The sequence below is a fragment of the Streptomyces sp. NPDC057249 genome (genome assembly GCF_042669245.1).
Lineage (GTDB): Bacteria > Actinomycetota > Actinomycetes > Streptomycetales > Streptomycetaceae > Streptomyces.
The window spans coordinates 48,040-64,383 of the sequence record NZ_JBHUXS010000018.1 but is presented as its reverse complement, the minus strand read 5'-3'; the positions used below and the strand labels follow the sequence as shown (position 1 = coordinate 64,383).

The window sequence follows — 16,344 nt, the reverse complement described above, 5'->3', positions numbered from 1 at the left end:
CCGTCCCATGCCCCGTCCCTTCACCCTCTTCACCGGCCAATGGGCCGACCTCCCGCTGGAGGAGGTCTGCCGGTACGCCCGCGACTTCGGGTACGACGGCCTCGAACTCGCCTGCTGGGGCGACCATTTCGAGGTGGACAAGGCCCTCGCCGACCCGGCGTACCTGGACGGCCGCCGGGCCCTGCTCGACACGTACGGCCTGAAGTGCTGGGCGGTCTCCAACCACCTGGTGGGCCAGGCCGTCTGCGACCACCCCATCGACGAACGCCACCAGGGCATCCTGCCCGCCCGCATCTGGGGCGACGGCGAGCCGGAGGGGGTGCGCCGGCGGGCCGCCGAGGAGATCAAGAACACCGCGCGGGCGGCCGCCGCCTTCGGCGTGGACACCGTCATCGGCTTCACCGGGTCCTCGATCTGGCACCTGGTCGCGATGTTCCCGCCGGTCCCGCCGCACATGATCGAGCGCGGCTACGAGGACTTCGCCGAGCGCTGGAACCCGATCCTGGACGTCTTCGACGCGGAGGGCGTGCGCTTCGCCCACGAGGTCCACCCCAGCGAGATCGCGTACGACTACTGGACCACCCACCGCGCGCTGGAGGCGGTGGACCACCGGCCGGCCTTCGGCCTGAACTTCGACCCGAGCCACTTCGTCTGGCAGGACCTGGACCCGGTCGGCTTCCTGTACGACTTCCGGGACCGCATCTACCACGTGGACTGCAAGGAGGCCCGCACACGCCTCGACGGCCGCAACGGCCGCCTCGGCTCCCATCTGCCCTGGGGCGACCCCCGCCGGGGCTGGGACTTCGTCTCGGCCGGCCACGGGGACGTGCCCTGGGAGGACGTGTTCCGGATGCTCCGGTCCATCGGCTACGAGGGGCCCGTGTCGGTGGAGTGGGAGGACGCCGGCATGGACCGGCTGGCGGGGGCCCCGGAGGCGCTGGCGTCCCTGAAGCGCTACGACTTCGACCCGCCGAGCGCGTCCTTCGACGCGGCGTTCGGCGGCAAGGACTAGGGGCTGTCCGCTCAGCCGATGCCCTGCCGGTCGGGCAGCAGCGAGAACGCCCGCTCGTCGGCGTCCGGCACCGCGTGCTCCACCGCCTGCACGAGGAGCCCGCGGTGCCGGACGAGCGGCCCCCGCCGGTCCGGCCCGGCCAGCGGCAGCAGGTCGTCGATCCCGGCGAGCAGCCGCCGGGTCACCTGCGGGACGCCCGCCGCACACCGGCGCACCTCCTCGAACCCCAGGTCCACCAGGTCCTCCCACCCCGGCACGTCCTGCACCAGCCGCACCACCCCCCGGCGGTCGCGGTGGTGCACCGTGCCCAGCGGCAGCCGCACCGCCGCGGCCAGGAACTGCACGATCCGGTCCAGGCACTGCACGGCCGTCGTCGGGTCGTTCACCGCGGTGGACAGCGCCCGCAGCGCGATGTCCGACAGCTGGCGCAGCCCGAACGCCAGGTCCTGGTGCAGGGTGCGCTCGACACCCACCGACACCGTGTACCGCAGGGCGTGCCGGGCCGGCGCCGCCCCGCCGTGCACGGCGAGCACCGGCGTCCCCGGCACCACGAAGTCCCCGAGCCGGGGAATCAGCCTGAGCACCACGCCCTGGCGCCGGGCGGCCCGGACCAGCCGGGCCACGTTGACGTCGCGGAGCACCCCGGCCCGTCCCTCGTACAGGATCTGCCCGGTCTCGTCGGGCAGCGGGTCCGCGTCCGGGCGGCCGGCGGGCATCCGCCCCAGCACCCGGAAGGTGTCCCGGGTGATGCGGTCGAGGACCGGCCCGTTCTGCATCAGGCGCAGCGTGGAGCTCACGTACGCGATGAAGAGGAGCAGGCTCAGCCCGACCAGCAGGGCGGTCAGCACGCTCTGCACGAACGGCAGCGAGGTGACCCGGCGCGGGTCGGTCTCGCTCTCGTACGAGCTGAGGACCAGCAGCGAGAAGACGAACGTCGCCAGGAACACCGACAGGGTCAGCTTGCTGATCCGGCTCCGTACGAAGATCCGCACCACCCGGGGCGTGAGCTGGCCGCTCGCCATCTGCACCGCGACCAGCGAGATGCTGAAGACCACACCGATGAAGGTCATCATCGCCGAGCTGACCGTGACCACGATCTGCTTGGTGTCCTCGGCGACCTTCACCAGGTCCTGGATCTCGTCGTACGCCTGCTCCTCGCGCAGGTACGAGACGATCCGCTCGTCCAGCGCCGCCGCGGCGAACCAGAGCACGCACGCGCAGACCAGCGTCAGGGCCGGGGCGAACCAGAACGTCTCGCGCAGGTGCTCGCGCAGCGGCGACAGCGCGCGGGGAGGACGGGAGCCGCGATCACTCATGCAGGCGAAAGTAACCCGCCCCGCCCGGCCACCCGTGGAACCAGCCACCGACCCTCCGGCGGCACGGTCCGTACGTGCGCGGCGACGGTCCGTACGGGGGTGGCGCGGCTCCGGGCCGAATTGCGCCCCGGAGCCCCCCGCACCGCACTGACCAGCGCAATGTCCACTGCCCGGCCACCCGATATGCAGGTGAGGGGCACCCCAAACCCCTGGTATTGTTTTCTTTGTCGCCGCGGGAAACCGGGGCGGATCACCTGGTCCGGGTGGCGGAATGGCAGACGCGCTAGCTTGAGGTGCTAGTGCCCTTTATCGGGCGTGGGGGTTCAAGTCCCCCCTCGGACACTCATCCAGTTCCCACGGTTCATCGCGAACCGTGGGAATTTCTGGTTTCCGGGGCGGCCCCGTACCGCCTCCGGAGCGGCCGATCACCCCTTGGAGGACCCCCGGTGGCTGTGCAGCGGATCACGACCCGCAACGCCCGCTTTCAGCAGTTCCAGACGCTGCTCACCAACCGGACCAAGCGCGGACGCGCCGGTGAGTTCATCGTCCAGGGCGTCCGGCCGATCACCATGGCCGTCGAGCACGGCTGGACCATCCGCTCCCTCCTGTACGACGCGAGCCGCCCGCTCTCCCGCTGGGCGGAGGAGCTGGTGCGCGGGATCACCGCGGAACGCATCGCCATGGCCCCCGACCTGCTCGCGGAGCTGAGCGAGAAGGCCGAGGGCGCCCCGGAGGTCCTGGCCGTGGTCGAGATGGAGCCGGACGACCTGACCCGCCTCCGCGTCGACGAGGACTTCCTCGGCCTCGTCTTCGACCGCCCGACGCAGCCCGGCAACATCGGCAGCATCGTCCGCTCCGCCGACGCGTTCGGCGCCCGCGGACTCATCGTGACGGGGCACGCGGCCGACCCGTACGACCCGAAGGCCGTCCGCGCGACGACCGGCTCCTTCTTCGCCCTCCCCGTCGTCCGCACCCCCTCCCACCGCGAGGTCGGCGACTGGCTGGACGCCGAGCGCGACCGGGGCCGCCCGGTCCTCGTCGTCGGCACCGACGAGGACGGCGAGTGCGACGCCTCGGAGTTCGACCTGACCCAGCCCGTCCTGCTGCTCATCGGCAACGAGACGGCGGGCCTGAGCAACGCCTGGCGCGAGCGCTGCGACCACGTCGTCAGCATCCCGATGACGGGCTCGGCGAGCTCGCTGAACGCCTCGAATGCGGCGTCGATCGTCCTGTACGAGGCGCGGCGGCAGCGGTTGGCGAAGGCGCGGGGCTGAAGGGTCTCGCTACCGGCTCTGCCCCAGCCCCGCCTCCACCAGGAACGCACTGGGCGCACCCGACCACGACACGTACAGCCCGTCCCGCGCCCGCGTGCAGGCGACGAACAGCAGACAGCGCTCCGCCATCAGGTCCGAGGCGTGCTGCACACGGTCCACCTCGGCCGGTGTCACCGCCCGGGGATACGGCAGCGCACCGTCCCGCACCCCGATGACCGCGACGCAGCGGAATTCCAGGCCCTTGAAGGCGTGCATCGTGCCCACCTGCACGGCGTCCGGCTGCGCGGCCGCGTCGCCCCGCAGCCGCGCCGCGAGGATGCCCGCCGCCCGGAGGCGGTCCACGGCCTTGTCGCAGTTCTTGTTGAACCGTGCGGTCACACCGATCTCTCCGGGGGCGATCCCGCTCTCGATCCAGCGCCGGACACGTGTGAGCACCGCGTCGAGCTCCGCCTCCTCGGAGGCCGCCGCGCAGACCTCGGGGCCGTTGCCGTGCAGGGCCGAGCGGTAGCCGAGCAGCGTCTCGTTGCGGGCGTCGTCGGCCAGCTGCTCGAAGGGCCGGCCGACGAGGAGGGCCGTGGACCAGCTCAGGATCTCGTGCGTGGAGCGGTAGTTCTTACGCATCTTCGCCGACCGGCCGGCGACCTTGATCCCGACCGCCTTCAGCGACACCTTCGAGTCGTAGATGCGCTGATGCGGGTCCCCGGCGATGAACAGGTCGTCGGGGCGTGGCGGCGCCGCCGCCCGCAGCAGCCGCCACTGGGCGGGGTGCAGGTCCTGCGCCTCGTCCACCACCACGTGCCGGTACCGGGGCCCCTCGGCCACGAGCAGGTCGGCGGCCTCCGCACACGTGCCGAGGTAGGTGCGCACCCCGTCGGCGACGAGTTGCTCCGTGAACTCCTCCACCGTGCGCCACACGAGCGGACGCGCGGCGGCGGGCAGCCTGCTGCCGCGCCCGGGGCGGTCGCAGTCCACGTACTCCTGTTCCGTCCGCAGGTCCTGTGCCAGGACCACATGCCGGTACTCCTGTCCCAGGAACTGCGCGCCGCCCGTGAACCCGGTGGCGTGGGCGGCCTGCTCCCACCGGGTTTCCTCCTCGCCCCGCGCAGTGGCCGGCGCGAGGTGGACAGGACCCGGCCCGCGAACGCGTCGACGGTCATGATGTCCACCCGGTCGCGCAGCGCCTCGTCCTCCACGAGCGCGGCCAGCCCCACCCGCAGGGCTCCCACCAGCGCGTTGGTGTAGGTGGTGAGCAGGATGCGTTCGCCGTCCCTCAGATACCCCAGCAGATGGCGCACACGGTGCAGAGCGACGACGGTCTTTCCGGTGCCGGGCCCTCCGGTGACCTGGGCGGGCCCGGAGTACGAGGCACGGTAGGCGACCTTGTGCTGCGAGGGGTGCAGGAAGACCCGCCAGGCGGCGAACGGCTTGTCGAGGATGTCCCGCAGCTCCTCGGACCCGGTGACGTGCGCGATACGGGTACGGGTGCGATGGATGGCGGTCGCGAAGTCCTCCGTGTCCACCGGCGCGTCGTCCCCGGGCGAGGCCGCGAGCGCGACGGACACCACCTCCCGCCACACGTCCTCCACGCTGAACCCCGCGGCGAGGTATTCGAGGACTTCGCGCTGGTCCTGCGGGAAGTACGGCGCGAACACCTCCAGCTGCTCCGGGTCGGTGAGCGCGCGGGCCTGGCGCAGTGTGGTCCCGTCGATGCCGAGGGCGGCGAGGTCTCCGTCCGACACCTTGGCGAACAGCCGCCGCTCGGGCTCGGGCGCGATGCGCTCGTACGCGGGCGTGAGCTCGTCGAGCATCGCGATGTCCCGGACCTCGACGGCGCGGGTGACCGTGTTGATGCTGGCCTTCTGCTTGACCGCCCACTCGATGGCCTTGTCGTGCGGCATCACGCGCAGCAGCACGTAGGTGTCGCCGCTGTCGGGCGCGAGGACGACGCCCCGTGTGCCCTGGTCGATGCGGATGGTCCGGATGTGCGGATCGCGGGCGCGCTTCAGCGCTTCGAGCTTCAGCCCGGGGTCCTTGTACAGCTGGTCGAGCGTGAGCCGCTCGAACTTCTCCCACGCGTCGAACACCCCCTGCTTGACGGTGCCCTGCAGCTTGCCGAGCTGGGCGCAGAAACCGATGTCGAACGCGAGATGAGGCATGTGCGGACTCTCCGGGCGTGGAGCGGGTGTGTGTCACGGACGCGGGTGCGGGGCGGGTGCGGGGCGCGGGTCAGGTTCCGGGGCCGTCGAATCCCAGACGGATCAGGGCCAGCGCCTCGGCGACCTCCTCGGACATCTCGTCCGCGGGCCCGAAGACCACGCACAGGTCGTCGTACAGCGGTCGCAGAATCCGGTCGGCCTCGGCCGCCTGCCCCTGGGCGAGCAGCAGCATCCCGATGTCACGCCGCAGCTCGACGGCTTCCTCGCTCAGATCGCTGTCGACGGACCGTACGACGGCCAGGAGGGTGCGAAGTTCGGCCAGCGCGTCGGTGGCCTGTCCGAGTTCCGCCCGGCAACGGGCGGCCTGGGCGCGGCAGGCGCGCGCCGACGGGCCGGTGGGCCCGTCGGTACGGGCGTAGGCGTCGGCCAGCGCGTCGAATTCGGGAAGCGCCGCCCGGTAGTCACCGCCGAGCAGCTGGATCGCCGCGCGCTTCTTCCGCAGCGCCAGCACCCCCTTGCTCTCCGCCCCCATCGCACGCGCGGCCGGCTCGATGACCTCGGCGAGCACCTCCGCCGCCTGCGCGAACCGCTCCTCCTCCAGGAGCGCGTCGGCGTGCTCGTGGGCCTCGATGATGTCCTCGCGCAACCGCGCGGGCACGGGCACGGGGGCGGGCTCGCCCGCCCGCGGGTCGGCCGGGGTCGCCGGGGGGCGGCGGGCCGCCGCCCGCGCGCGCGGCGCGTAGGGGTCGCGGAAGACTCCCGTCGGATCGGGCACACCCTCCGGCCCGGCGTCCCGCTGCTCGGGACTCCCGCCCGGCGGCGGCAGGTACGGCCTCAGCCGTTCGTACACCTCCTGCACATCGGCCGGCCTGGCCTCGGGAGACTTGAGCAGCAGCTGAAGGACGAGGTCCTCCAGCCCCTCCGGCACCTCGGGACGCAGCACGCGGAGTGGGGTGGGCGCCGCGTTCACGTGCTGGTACATCACCATGTACTCGCTGTCCGCGGCGAACAGCACCCGCCCGCTCAGCAGTTCGTGCAGCACGCACCCCAGCGCGTACAGGTCGGTCTGCGGCGAGATCCGCCCGCCGCGCACCTGCTCGGGGGCCATGTACTGGTACGTGCCGATGGGACTGCCGGTCGCGGTCAGCTTGGTAACGTCGGTGCGCAGGATCGCGGCGATCCCGAAGTCGAGGACCTTCACCGTCCCGTCGCGTGCGACCAGGATGTTGCCCGGCTTCAGGTCGCGGTGGATCACCGGCACCTCGTGTGCGTGCGACAGCACCGTGGCGACCTGCGCCGCCACGGCGACCGCCCAGCCGACGGGCAGCATCCGCTCCGGGTGGATGTACGTGGACAGCGGCGCCCCGTCGACGAGTTCCATCACCAGGAACAGCCGCTCGTAGCTGTCGTCGAGCACCGCGTCGTACACCTGCGGCACACCGGGATGCTGGATGCGTGCCGTGATCCGGGCCTCGCGCCGGAACCGCTTGGCGAACTCCTCCGCCAGCTGCGGCGAGTCGGCGACGGCCTGCGGCCTGATCCGCTTCACCGCGACGGGCCGGTCCAGCACGGTGTCGTAGCCGCGCCACACGTCGCCCATGCCGCCGTTGTCGAGCGGTTCGATGAGGTCGTACCGGCCTGCGACCGACTGCTGCTGCGGCACATTGCCCCCGGGTGTGCGTACGTGCGGGTGCGGGGGCGGGACACCTGTGGCGGGTACGGACGGGCCCCGGCTCCGGCGTCGTCGGGGCCAGTCTCTCCGGAAGGGTGATCTCCGGTCCAGCCGCAGCGAGCCCGGCCGTCGCGGAGGGCCACTTTCCGGTCACGCGCGGCGCGCTACCCGGAAGCCACCTCCATCACGGCCCAGACCGTCTTCCCGGGCCCGTCCGCACAGGGGAACCAGCCCCAGCGATCCGCCAGCGCCGCCACCAGGACCAGCCCCCTGCCCCCCTTTCCCGCCACGCCTGCGTCCCGGCCACCGTCTCCACCGAGTCCGGAATCCGGCGGTTCGACGGGCGGCCGGACGGGCAACCGCTCGCCCCGGGTGTCGGTGACCTCGACGCGCAGGGCGGTGCCTTCGGCGGACAGCCGCAGCCGGAAGTCCCGCCCCGGCACGTGCCCGTGGCGCACGGCGTTCGCGCTCAGCTCGGCGACGACCAGCGTCACCGCGTCGTGCGCGTCACCGCCGTACGGGAGGCCCCAGGCGTCGAGCCGTTCCCCGGCGAGGCGCCGGGCGAGCCGGGCACCGCGCGGCGTCGAACTGAACCGCATCTCGAAGTGGTGCCAGGGGAAGCGGCCTTGGGCGTGCGGGGCTGGGTGGACGGTGCGTACAGGGAGGGGCGGGTTGCTGGTCATGACCCCACGCTCCTGCACCGTCGCGCATGGTGACCATGGGTGACGCGCGGTCACGAGGTGGTTGTACGCGGTGGGCCTCCGGCTTGTACGCGTGGGGGCAGGCCGTACGGCGAGGAGGCCGAAAGCGGTGGGCTCTGAGGGGCGCGGTGACGGGCCAATGGGACGGAATGGGGAGCCCGCGACTTCTGACACCCGACAGCCCACGCGTGCCGTTCGATCCAGCCGACAGGACCCGGTCGAGGGCCCCATCTCACGCAGGGAACGCCGACCGGGTCGCGAAGCCCGCAACGCCGAGTTGTCTAGGCAGGCTGTGCCGGGAAGACCACGACCGCCCCGTCCTGGCCGCGTGCGACAGCCCACGGTCGGCGCTCGGCCTGGCGGCACGAACATCGGAAACACCCTTTGGAGGGAACCGACGGCGAACGTCATACGGGCGGATCGGCGAGTGATTACGGTGCCCGGGTGGGGCGGACCAAGGCGGGCGCTGCGGTGCGAGCGCGTACGGACGTGGGACAGGCGGTGGTGGTGATGGCGCTGGACGAGACGGGGACGGAGCCGGATGCTGAGGTGGGTGGGGCGCCGCAGACGGGGAAGCGGTCGGAGAGCAGGCCGGAGAACGGGGTGGCCGTTGCCTTCGGGCGGCAGTTGAAGTTGCTGCGGATCCGGGCGGGCCTGGACCGGCCGGAGTTCGGGAGGCTTGTGGGGTACGCGGCACAGTCCATCGCCTCGTTCGAGCAGGGGCGGCGCATCCCGCAACCGGAGTTCGTGGACAAGGCGGACCGGCTGCTGGACGCGGGCGGACTGTTGCTGGCGCTGAAGGACGAGTTGGCACGGGCGCAGTATCCGGCGTTCTTCCGGGACATGGCGCGATTGGAGGCGGAGGCCGTTGAGCTGTGCGCGTACGACACGCACATCGTCAATGGTTTGGTGCAGACCGAGGAGTACATGCGTGCTGTGCTTGCGATGCGCCGGCCGCTCCTCGATCAGGAGACGATCGAACTGCGGGTGAGTGCGCGTCTTGCGAGGCAGGAAATCTTCAGCCGTTGGCCGGCCCCCCTTCTGAGCTTCGTGATGGAGGAAGGCGCACTGCGCAAGCAGCTCGGCGGCAAGGCTGTGATGCGCGGACAACTTGAGCAGCTTCTTCTCTTCGGTGCCATGCGCAACGTGGAGTTGCAGCTGATGCCGCTCGACCGCGAAGACAACGCAGGAGTGGACGGGCCGTTCACCGTGATCACTAAGCAAGGCGGAGAGCAGTTCGTCTACATGGAAGTCCAAGGGCGCAGCAACTTGCTAACCGATCGGGACGAGACACGATTGGCCGCTGCGCGCTATGGGATCATCCGGAGCCAGGCTCTCACTCCGCGAGAGACGCTGAGATTCATCGAGAAGTTGCTGGGAGATCTATGAACACCACCGACGCTCAAGCCGCGCTGGAGCTGGCTTGGTTCAAGAGCAGCTACAGCGGCGCCGAGGGCGGGCAGTGCCTGGAGATCGCTGCCGCGTCCACCCGTGTGCACATCCGCGACTCGAAGCTGACCGGCGGTCCCGTGTTGACCGTCGGGACCAGCGCGTGGCTGGGCTTCGTGGGGCTCGTCGCGGGCTGAGACGTGCCTACGGCAGGAAAAAGGGCCCCGTCGCGGGCTGTTCGGTGTGCGACGGGGCCCTTCCGGTATGGGGCCGGCCCTACTCGTCCACACCCTCATCGCGGCGGATCATCCGCCACGCCGCCCGGCGGGCGCTGCGGTCCAGGCTGGAGCGGAAGCTCTTGTCGGGACCGAAGTACTGACGCCCTATGCCGGCGGTCGTCTCGATGTGATCGGCCATGTTGTCGGCGAAGGCGCGGTCGAAGACCTTGCCGAAGTTCGCCTCGTCGTTGACGACGGCGGCGGCCCGGACCTTCGGGTCCTCGGTCGTCTTCTTGAACGGCTTACGGACGTCGTCCTCGGTGAACTCCGTACCGAACTTGGCGTTGAACGCCTCGATCAGTTCCGACAGCAGGGACTTCTCCGCCTCCGCCGCACCGCCCGCTCCCTCGCCGAAGCCGGGGAGTTCGGCCGGACCCTCGGGCGAGAGCGACACGTCGTACTCGCCGGTCTTCTCCACCCGCAGGTGACTGAGGTCGATCTCGCCTATGTCGACGCCGCCGTCCGCCCGGCGGGGGAGCCGGTTGAGGAGGTAGCGGCCGTAGAGGTGCAGGCGCTCCAACTCCGGGTCGCGGTACGGGACGATCTGCGCGAGGAACCCGTACTTCCGCACGTAGTCGTTGAGGTTCGCGCGGAAGTTCTCGGCCGTCTCCACGTCGTCGTCCTCCTCGCTCTCCAGGAGGGGAGTGAAGCGGGCGACGGCGGGGGAGAGGAGCCGGTACAACTCGGCGTGCAGCTTCTCCCACTTGGCCTGCGAACCGGCCGCCTTCTCCTTCGCCGCGAAGTACGCGGTGGCGAACTCGTCCATCTCCGACTCGGAGATGATCGGCGCCGACATGACCCGGCTCTGCGCGGTGTAGAGCAGGTTGGGGTCGGAGGGGAGGGTGTTGGCCTCCTCGAAGTACGGACGGAACGCGTCCTGGATGTCCTCGGCGTCGTTCGCGAAGTCCAGCACCGCCAGGTCTGCCTGTGTCTTGCGGTCGGCGGTGCGGTTGAGGCGGGAGAGCGTCTGGACGGCCGAGATACCGGTCAGCTTCTTGTTGACGTACATGGTCGTCAGCAGCGGCTGGTCGAAGCCCGTCTGGTACTTCTCCGCGACTACCAGGATCTTGTACTCCTGATGCCCGCGGCCGCCCGCGCCGACCGCCTTGTCGTCTGCGCGCGTGTACGCGAACGCCTTCGGCAGTGCGCTCTCCGTGATGCCGCCGTTCTCCTTCGTCTCGCTGGTCTCGTGGCCATCGATCGTGAGGGGGCCCGAGAACGCCACCAGCACACCCAGGTCCGGGTACTTGGTGTCGTACTCCCGGTCCGCGATGTAGCTCTTGATCGCCCGTGCCATTTCCACGGCGGACTGGCGCCCGGCCGTGACCACCATGGACTTCGCCCGTCCGCCGAGCCGGCCCCGGGAGTGCGCCAGGAAGTGCTCGACGATCACCTGGGCGTGCTGGGAGACGGTGTACTCGTGGGTGAGTGCGTACCGGGCGAGCAGGGTGTTGGCCTTGGAGGGGTCCACCTCGCGCTCGTCCGGGTTCTCGTTCACCAGCCTCCAGTACGTGTTGTACGTGACGTAGTTCCGCAGCGGGTCGAGGATGAACCCTTCCTCGATGGCCTGGCGCATGGAGTACGTGTGGAAGGGACGGTAGGCCGCCTTCCCGTCCACGGTGTCCGCTGTGCCGAAGAGTTCGAGCGTCTTGGCCTTCGGGGTGGCGGTGAAGGCGAAGTAGGAGAGGTTCGCCGCCTGCGAGCGCTCCGCGGCCTTCTTCTTCAGCTTCTCGTTGAGCGTGACGGCCGTCGCGCCCTGGTCGTCCGAATCGGAGTCCAGGCCGAGGTCACGGAGCGCGGCCCGCACGGCGGTGGCGGCGTCGCCGGACTGGGAGGAGTGCGCCTCGTCCACGATGATCGCGAAGCTGGTGCCGCTGATCTCGGTCGGGTTGCGCTGGATGTAGTCCAGCAGCGCCGGGAACGAGTGCAGCGTGACGGTCACGATCTTGCCCGTGTCGCGGGACAGCGCGCGGGCGAGCTGCTCGCTCTTCGAACCGTGCCTCTCGTCGACCTTCACGACCAGGCCCTCGGTCTGCGAGAAGCTGCCGACCGTTTCGCGGAGTTGGGCGTCGAGGTTGCGCCGGTCCGTGATCACGATGACCTTGTCGAACACGGGGGTGCCGGGCTTGATCCGGCCGGCTGCGAGTGCTTCCGGGTCGATCGTGCGGGGATCGGTGTCGGCGTGCAGGTCGCTGAGCCGGTGGGCGAGCCAGCCGATGGTGTTCGACTTGCCGGAACCGGCCGACGCCATCACGAGGTAGTTGTGGCCCACCCCGAAGGTCGCGGCGTGGGCGGTCAGCTTCTTGACGACGTCCCACTGGTGGAAGCGCGGGAAGATCGTCGACTTGGTGGTCCCGCCGCCGGGGGTCTTCGTCTTCTGCTGGTGCACGTAACGCTGGAGCAGGTCCAGCCAGTTGTCCCGCGCCCAGACCTGCTCCCACAGGTAGGAGGTGGCGTAGGTGCCGTACGCGGTCGGGGCCGGGTTTCCGGCGCCACCGGGCAGGCCGGCGCCGTTGGAGCCGGTGTTGAAGGGCAGGAAGCGGGTGTTCTTGCCCCGGAGCTGGGTGGCGACGAAGACGAGGTCCGGGTCCACGGCGAAGTTCGCGATGACCCGCCGGGTGAAGATCAGCTCGGTGGGGTCCCGGTCGGTGCGGTACTGCTCCTTGGCGTGCTCGACGCCCTGCCGGGTGAGCGGGTTCTTCAGCTCGGCGGTGGCGACGGGGATGCCGTTCAGGAAAAGCGTCAGGTCGAGCTTGTTGCCCCAGTCGGCCTGCTTGGTCGCGTAGACGAGTTCGCGTACGACGGTGAGACGGTTGGCGCGGTAGCCATCGAGAACGGAGTCGTCGGCGACGAGGTTCGGCTTGAAATAGGCCACGCGGAGACGGACGCCCCGGTCCTTGACGCCGTTGCGGAGGACGTTGAGGAGACCGTCCTCGCTGATGGCCTTGTCCAGGCGCTGGGCGAAGCCGCGCTGGGCGGCGTTGGGGTCGTTGCCGTAGACGGCGAGGAGTTCGTCCCACTCGCGGGGCTGGCTCTCGCCGAGGAAGGTGTACAGCTCGTTGGTGTCCAGGCCGAGGTCGGCCTGGTAGTCCTCGGGCCGCGCTTCGCGCCAGCCGCGCTCGGTCATGGCCGCGACGATGGCGTCCCCGAAGGCGGACTCGCTGTGTATGGGGCTCATGTCGTCGGCACTCCGTCCGTTACGTTGCGGCCGCTGGCGGTGGAGACGTCGAACTGGCCGGTTACTGCGGCGGTGATGAGGGCCTGGCGGCGTTCGGCCAGGAGGTCCAGCATCCGGCCTGCGTCCCGCCGCAGTGTGCGCGACTTCGTCACTATGCGGTCGAGTGCCGTGAGGGTAGGGACCTGCCGGTCTCGGCTGATCATGGGGATCAGGAGGTTGCCGTACTTCTCAGCGTTGACGTTCTGGATCGTCGCCTGGAGGGTCCCCTCACTGACTTGCTGCCAATAGTTCCGGGTCTGGCAGAAGTACCAGATGAGGCGTGAGTGCATGAGAGAGCTATCCACCCGGGCCCGGATCAGGTAGCCGGCGTGGGCGGCCGGTCCGAACCGCGCCTCGTAGACGAAGCTCTTTCCGACGGTTGCTCCGCTGCGTACGAACAGGAGGTCTCCGTCGTCCATCATGTACTTACGGGCTGCCTCCGGCGGAAGCGATGCAAAGGTCGACTCACGGAGGCTGCCGTCCTCGGCGATGTCCGTGGTTCGAATGTAGCGCGGCCAGTCGCGCCGGTCGTGCTCCGCCGACTCGTTCGCCCCGTACGACGGAGGGGCCAGCAGCACGTTCTTCAGCCGGACCTGGTGCGAGGACGCCTGGGACAGATGGTGTTCGACCGCCAGGGCCTCTCGTTCCCGCAGCTTCGCCGCGAGGCGACGCTGCGCGGCGGCCAGGCGGTCGATGTGGGCGGTCTCGGCGTTGAGAAAGTCGGCGATGCAGCGCTGCTCCGGCAACGACGGCAGCCGTACGCGAAGATCGCGCAGGAAGCTGTCCGGCACGCGCTGCTGGCCGGCCACGCCGTACATCTCCGAGGCCCCGAGCCTCAAGAACGTGTGCGTGTTCACGGTGTAGAGCAGGAACTGCGGGTCGATGTCCGGTCCGGGGCGTACGACATGCAGCTCGGTTGTCCCCGCGCCCACCCCGCCCAGCAGCCCCTGGATGAGGACCGAGCGGCTGGCCTCGAAGGTCGGCGTAATTTTCGGGACCAGCACATCACCGTCCTGGAACCGGGTGTACCCGGTCGCGACGGCGGATTTCGTGCGACGCCGGGTCAGATCCAGACGGCTATCCGGCCACACGGCCTCCATGGGGACGAACGTCAGTTCGTCGTTGTCCGCCAGGCGGTCGAAGGCAGGCGTGAGCGGATTGATCCGGGCCAGGTGGCGCAGGCGGACGTCGCTCATTCCGTCACCTCGCCCAACAGCGCCTGGATCTCCGCCTCAAGCGCCTTCAGCTCCGCGTCGATCTCCGCCAACGGCCTCGGCGGCTCGTACACGTAGAAGTGGCGCGTGAACGGGATCTCGTACCCCACCTTCGTCTTCGCATGGTCGATCCACGCGTCCGGGACGTGCGGGTGCACCTCCCGCTTCAGGTACTCCTCCACGTCCTCGCCCAGCGGCACGTTCTCGTAGTCCCGCAGCTCCGTATCCGGCTCCGTCGCGCCGCCCTTGAGGAGCTGCACCTCGCCCTCCGCATCGCGGACCCCCACCGCATCCCGCAGCGCCTTCGTGAACGGCGCCCCCGTCGGTCCCGGTACGCCGGCCGCCGCCATCGCGTCGCGCACCGCCACCTGCGCCTCCGACTTGGTCGCCCACTCCGAGCCCAGCAGCGGGCTCAACGCGTCGCCGAGCACCGACACCTCCGCATCGGCCAGCTTCCGGAACCGCGCCTCCTCCTCGTCCGTCAGCTTCCGCCGGGCCTTCGCCTTCGCGGCCAGCTCCGGCTCACGCGGCAGGAAGCGCTCCTCCGCCCACTTCTGCACCGGCTTCGACGCGAGCAGCGCGGCCAGGGTCTCCTCCGTCAGCTCGAACCGCAGCTTCAGCGGGCGTTCCACCGTGATCCGCTGGTAGCCGAACGCCGTGTTGTCGAAGACCTTCACCTTGGCGTGCATCGCGTGCTCCGGATTGGCGGCCGCGGCCACCGCCTCCCCGTACAGGCGGGTGATGTCGCCGATGTGGTTCGGCCTGCCGTTCGTCCCGTCGCTCAGTTCCTTGCGCTTGTCGCCGAGCGACTTCCGCATCTTCGTCCACTGGTCGCGCGCGTCCAGCAGCACGACCTTGCCCTTGTGCTGGGCGTCCTTGCGATTGGTCAGAATCCAGAAGTACGTGGAGATGCCGGTGTTGTAGAAGAGCTGGTCCGGAAGAGCGACGATCGCCTCCAGCCAGTCGTTCTCCAGGATCCAGCGGCGGATCTCCGACTCGCCGGAGCCGGCCGCGCCCGTGAACAGCGGGGAGCCGTTGAAGACGATGGCGATGCGTGAACCGCCCTTGCCCTTCACGTCCACGGGCTTCATCTTCGAGATCATGTGCTGGAGGAAGAGGAGCGAGCCGTCGTTGATGCGGGGGAGGCCCGCGCCGAAGCGGCCGGAGTCGCCGAGGTTCGCGTGCTCGTACTCGACGTCGTCCTTGACCTTCTTCCAGTCCACGCCGAACGGCGGGTTGGCCAGCAGGTAGTCGAACTTCTCCCGCTTGTGGCCGTCGTTCGAGAAGGAGTTGCCGTAGGCGATGTTCTCCGGGTCCTGGTCCTTGATCATCAGGTCGGACCGGCAGATCGCCCAGGACTCCGGGTTGAGCTCCTGGCCGTAGACCTCCACCGTCGCGTCGGGGTTGTACGACTTGATGTGGTCCTCGGCCGCGCTGAGCATCCCGCCGGTGCCGCAGGCCGGGTCCATCACCGTGCGCACGGCGCCCGGCATGGTGAGCGCGTCACCGTCGGGGGCGATCAGCAGGTTGACCATCAGCCTGATGACTTCGCGCGGGGTGAAGTGCTCGCCCGCGGTCTCGTTGGACTGCTCGGAGAAGCGGCGGATCAGCTCCTCGAAGATGTAGCCCATGTTGTGGTTGGGCACGGTCTCCGGGCGCAGGTCCAGGTCCGTGAACCTGCCGATGACCTGGTAGAGCAGGTTCGCGCTGTCGAGCTTGCGGATCTGCTGGGCGAAGTCGTACTTCTCCAGCACCTCCCGGGCGTTCGGCGAGAAGGCGCCCACGTACGCCTGAAGGTTGGCGGCCGCGTTCCCCGGGTCACCGGCGATCGACTTCAGTGTCAGGCTGCTCGTGTTGTAGAACGAGTGGCCCGCGGCACGCGGCAGGAAGTAGTCCGGGTCGAGCTCCTGCTCCTTGCACCGGACGACCGTTTCGGCGACCTTGTCCCGCGTCGGCTCCAGTACGCACTCCAGGCGGCGCAGCACCGTGAACGGAAGGATCACCTTTCCGTAGTCGGACTGCTTGTAGTCACCGCGCAGGAGGTCGGCGACGGACCAGGCGTGGTTCGCCAGCTCCGTGTGCTTGCTGCTGTTCAAGTCGTTCCCCGGTTCCCTG

Annotated in this window: 10 protein-coding genes, 1 tRNA gene and 1 pseudogene; 5 read left to right on the top strand and 7 right to left on the bottom strand. The window is 69.9% G+C overall.

Annotated features, from left to right (window positions below; translation table 11 throughout):
• The first annotated feature begins 7 nt into the window (after nt 1–7).
• Complete coding sequence (locus ACFUJY_RS28050; protein ID WP_383304780.1) at nt 8–1,012, top strand: sugar phosphate isomerase/epimerase family protein; 1,005 nt, start codon at nt 8–10, stop codon at nt 1,010–1,012.
• Nucleotides 1,013–1,023: 11 nt separating this feature from the next.
• Here ACFUJY_RS28050 and ACFUJY_RS28045 read toward each other — a convergent pair whose 3' ends face one another.
• The gene (locus tag ACFUJY_RS28045; protein WP_383304776.1) at nt 1,024–2,328 is read right to left on the bottom strand and encodes a DUF2254 domain-containing protein; all 1,305 of its coding nucleotides are present in this window, start codon (nt 2,326–2,328) and stop codon (nt 1,024–1,026) included.
• A 257-nt stretch (nt 2,329–2,585) separates the two neighbouring features.
• Here ACFUJY_RS28045 and ACFUJY_RS28040 point away from each other — a divergent pair.
• Both ACFUJY_RS28040 and ACFUJY_RS28035 read left to right on the top strand, forming a co-directional pair.
• Nucleotides 2,586–2,670 (top strand) — tRNA-Leu (locus ACFUJY_RS28040).
• 110 nt (nt 2,671–2,780) lie between these two features.
• Nucleotides 2,781–3,602 (top strand): RNA methyltransferase, encoded by an 822-nt coding sequence (locus ACFUJY_RS28035; RefSeq protein ID WP_383304924.1) that lies wholly within the window; start codon nt 2,781–2,783, stop codon nt 3,600–3,602.
• Nucleotides 3,603–3,611: 9 nt separating this feature from the next.
• On the opposite strand, the pseudogene ACFUJY_RS28030 reads toward ACFUJY_RS28035, so the two are convergent.
• The 3 genes and pseudogenes from ACFUJY_RS28030 to ACFUJY_RS28020 all read right to left on the bottom strand — a co-directional run bounded on the left by ACFUJY_RS28030 (nt 3,612) and on the right by ACFUJY_RS28020 (nt 8,113).
• Nucleotides 3,612–5,758: pseudogene (locus ACFUJY_RS28030) on the bottom strand (UvrD-helicase domain-containing protein).
• Between the two features lie 70 nt (nt 5,759–5,828).
• Nucleotides 5,829–7,421, bottom strand: coding sequence for a serine/threonine-protein kinase (locus ACFUJY_RS28025; RefSeq protein WP_383304775.1), 1,593 nt, complete (start codon nt 7,419–7,421; stop codon nt 5,829–5,831).
• A gap of 173 nt (nt 7,422–7,594) precedes the next feature.
• Nucleotides 7,595–8,113 (bottom strand): ATP-binding protein, encoded by a 519-nt coding sequence (locus tag ACFUJY_RS28020; RefSeq protein ID WP_383304773.1) that lies wholly within the window; start codon nt 8,111–8,113, stop codon nt 7,595–7,597.
• A gap of 528 nt (nt 8,114–8,641) precedes the next feature.
• On the opposite strand from ACFUJY_RS28020, the gene ACFUJY_RS28015 reads away from it, so the two are divergent.
• Together ACFUJY_RS28015 and ACFUJY_RS28010 are read left to right on the top strand one after the other, a co-directional pair.
• Nucleotides 8,642–9,520, top strand: a complete 879-nt coding sequence (locus ACFUJY_RS28015) for a helix-turn-helix domain-containing protein (protein ID WP_383304922.1) — start codon at nt 8,642–8,644, stop codon at nt 9,518–9,520.
• Entirely contained in the window at nt 9,517–9,717 is a 201-nt protein-coding gene (locus ACFUJY_RS28010) for a DUF397 domain-containing protein (RefSeq protein ID WP_383304771.1), read from the top strand. The genes ACFUJY_RS28015 and ACFUJY_RS28010 overlap by 4 nt, the downstream gene beginning before the upstream one ends.
• A gap of 79 nt (nt 9,718–9,796) precedes the next feature.
• On the opposite strand, the gene ACFUJY_RS28005 is transcribed toward ACFUJY_RS28010, so the two are convergent.
• The 3 genes from ACFUJY_RS28005 to ACFUJY_RS27995 are packed head-to-tail and all read right to left on the bottom strand — an operon-like array spanning nt 9,797 to nt 16,325.
• Nucleotides 9,797–12,976: a type I restriction endonuclease subunit R gene (locus ACFUJY_RS28005; protein WP_383304769.1), complete on the bottom strand. Its 3,180-nt coding sequence runs from the start codon at nt 12,974–12,976 to the stop codon at nt 9,797–9,799.
• The gene (locus tag ACFUJY_RS28000) at nt 12,973–14,211 is read right to left on the bottom strand and encodes a restriction endonuclease subunit S (RefSeq protein WP_383304767.1); all 1,239 of its coding nucleotides are present in this window, start codon (nt 14,209–14,211) and stop codon (nt 12,973–12,975) included. The genes ACFUJY_RS28005 and ACFUJY_RS28000 overlap by 4 nt, the downstream gene beginning before the upstream one ends.
• Nucleotides 14,208–16,325 carry an N-6 DNA methylase gene (locus tag ACFUJY_RS27995; protein WP_383304765.1) on the bottom strand — a complete coding sequence of 706 codons (2,118 nt, stop codon included), beginning with the start codon at nt 16,323–16,325 and terminating at the stop codon, nt 14,208–14,210. The genes ACFUJY_RS28000 and ACFUJY_RS27995 overlap by 4 nt, the downstream gene beginning before the upstream one ends.
• Between the last annotated feature and the right edge of the window lie 19 nt (nt 16,326–16,344).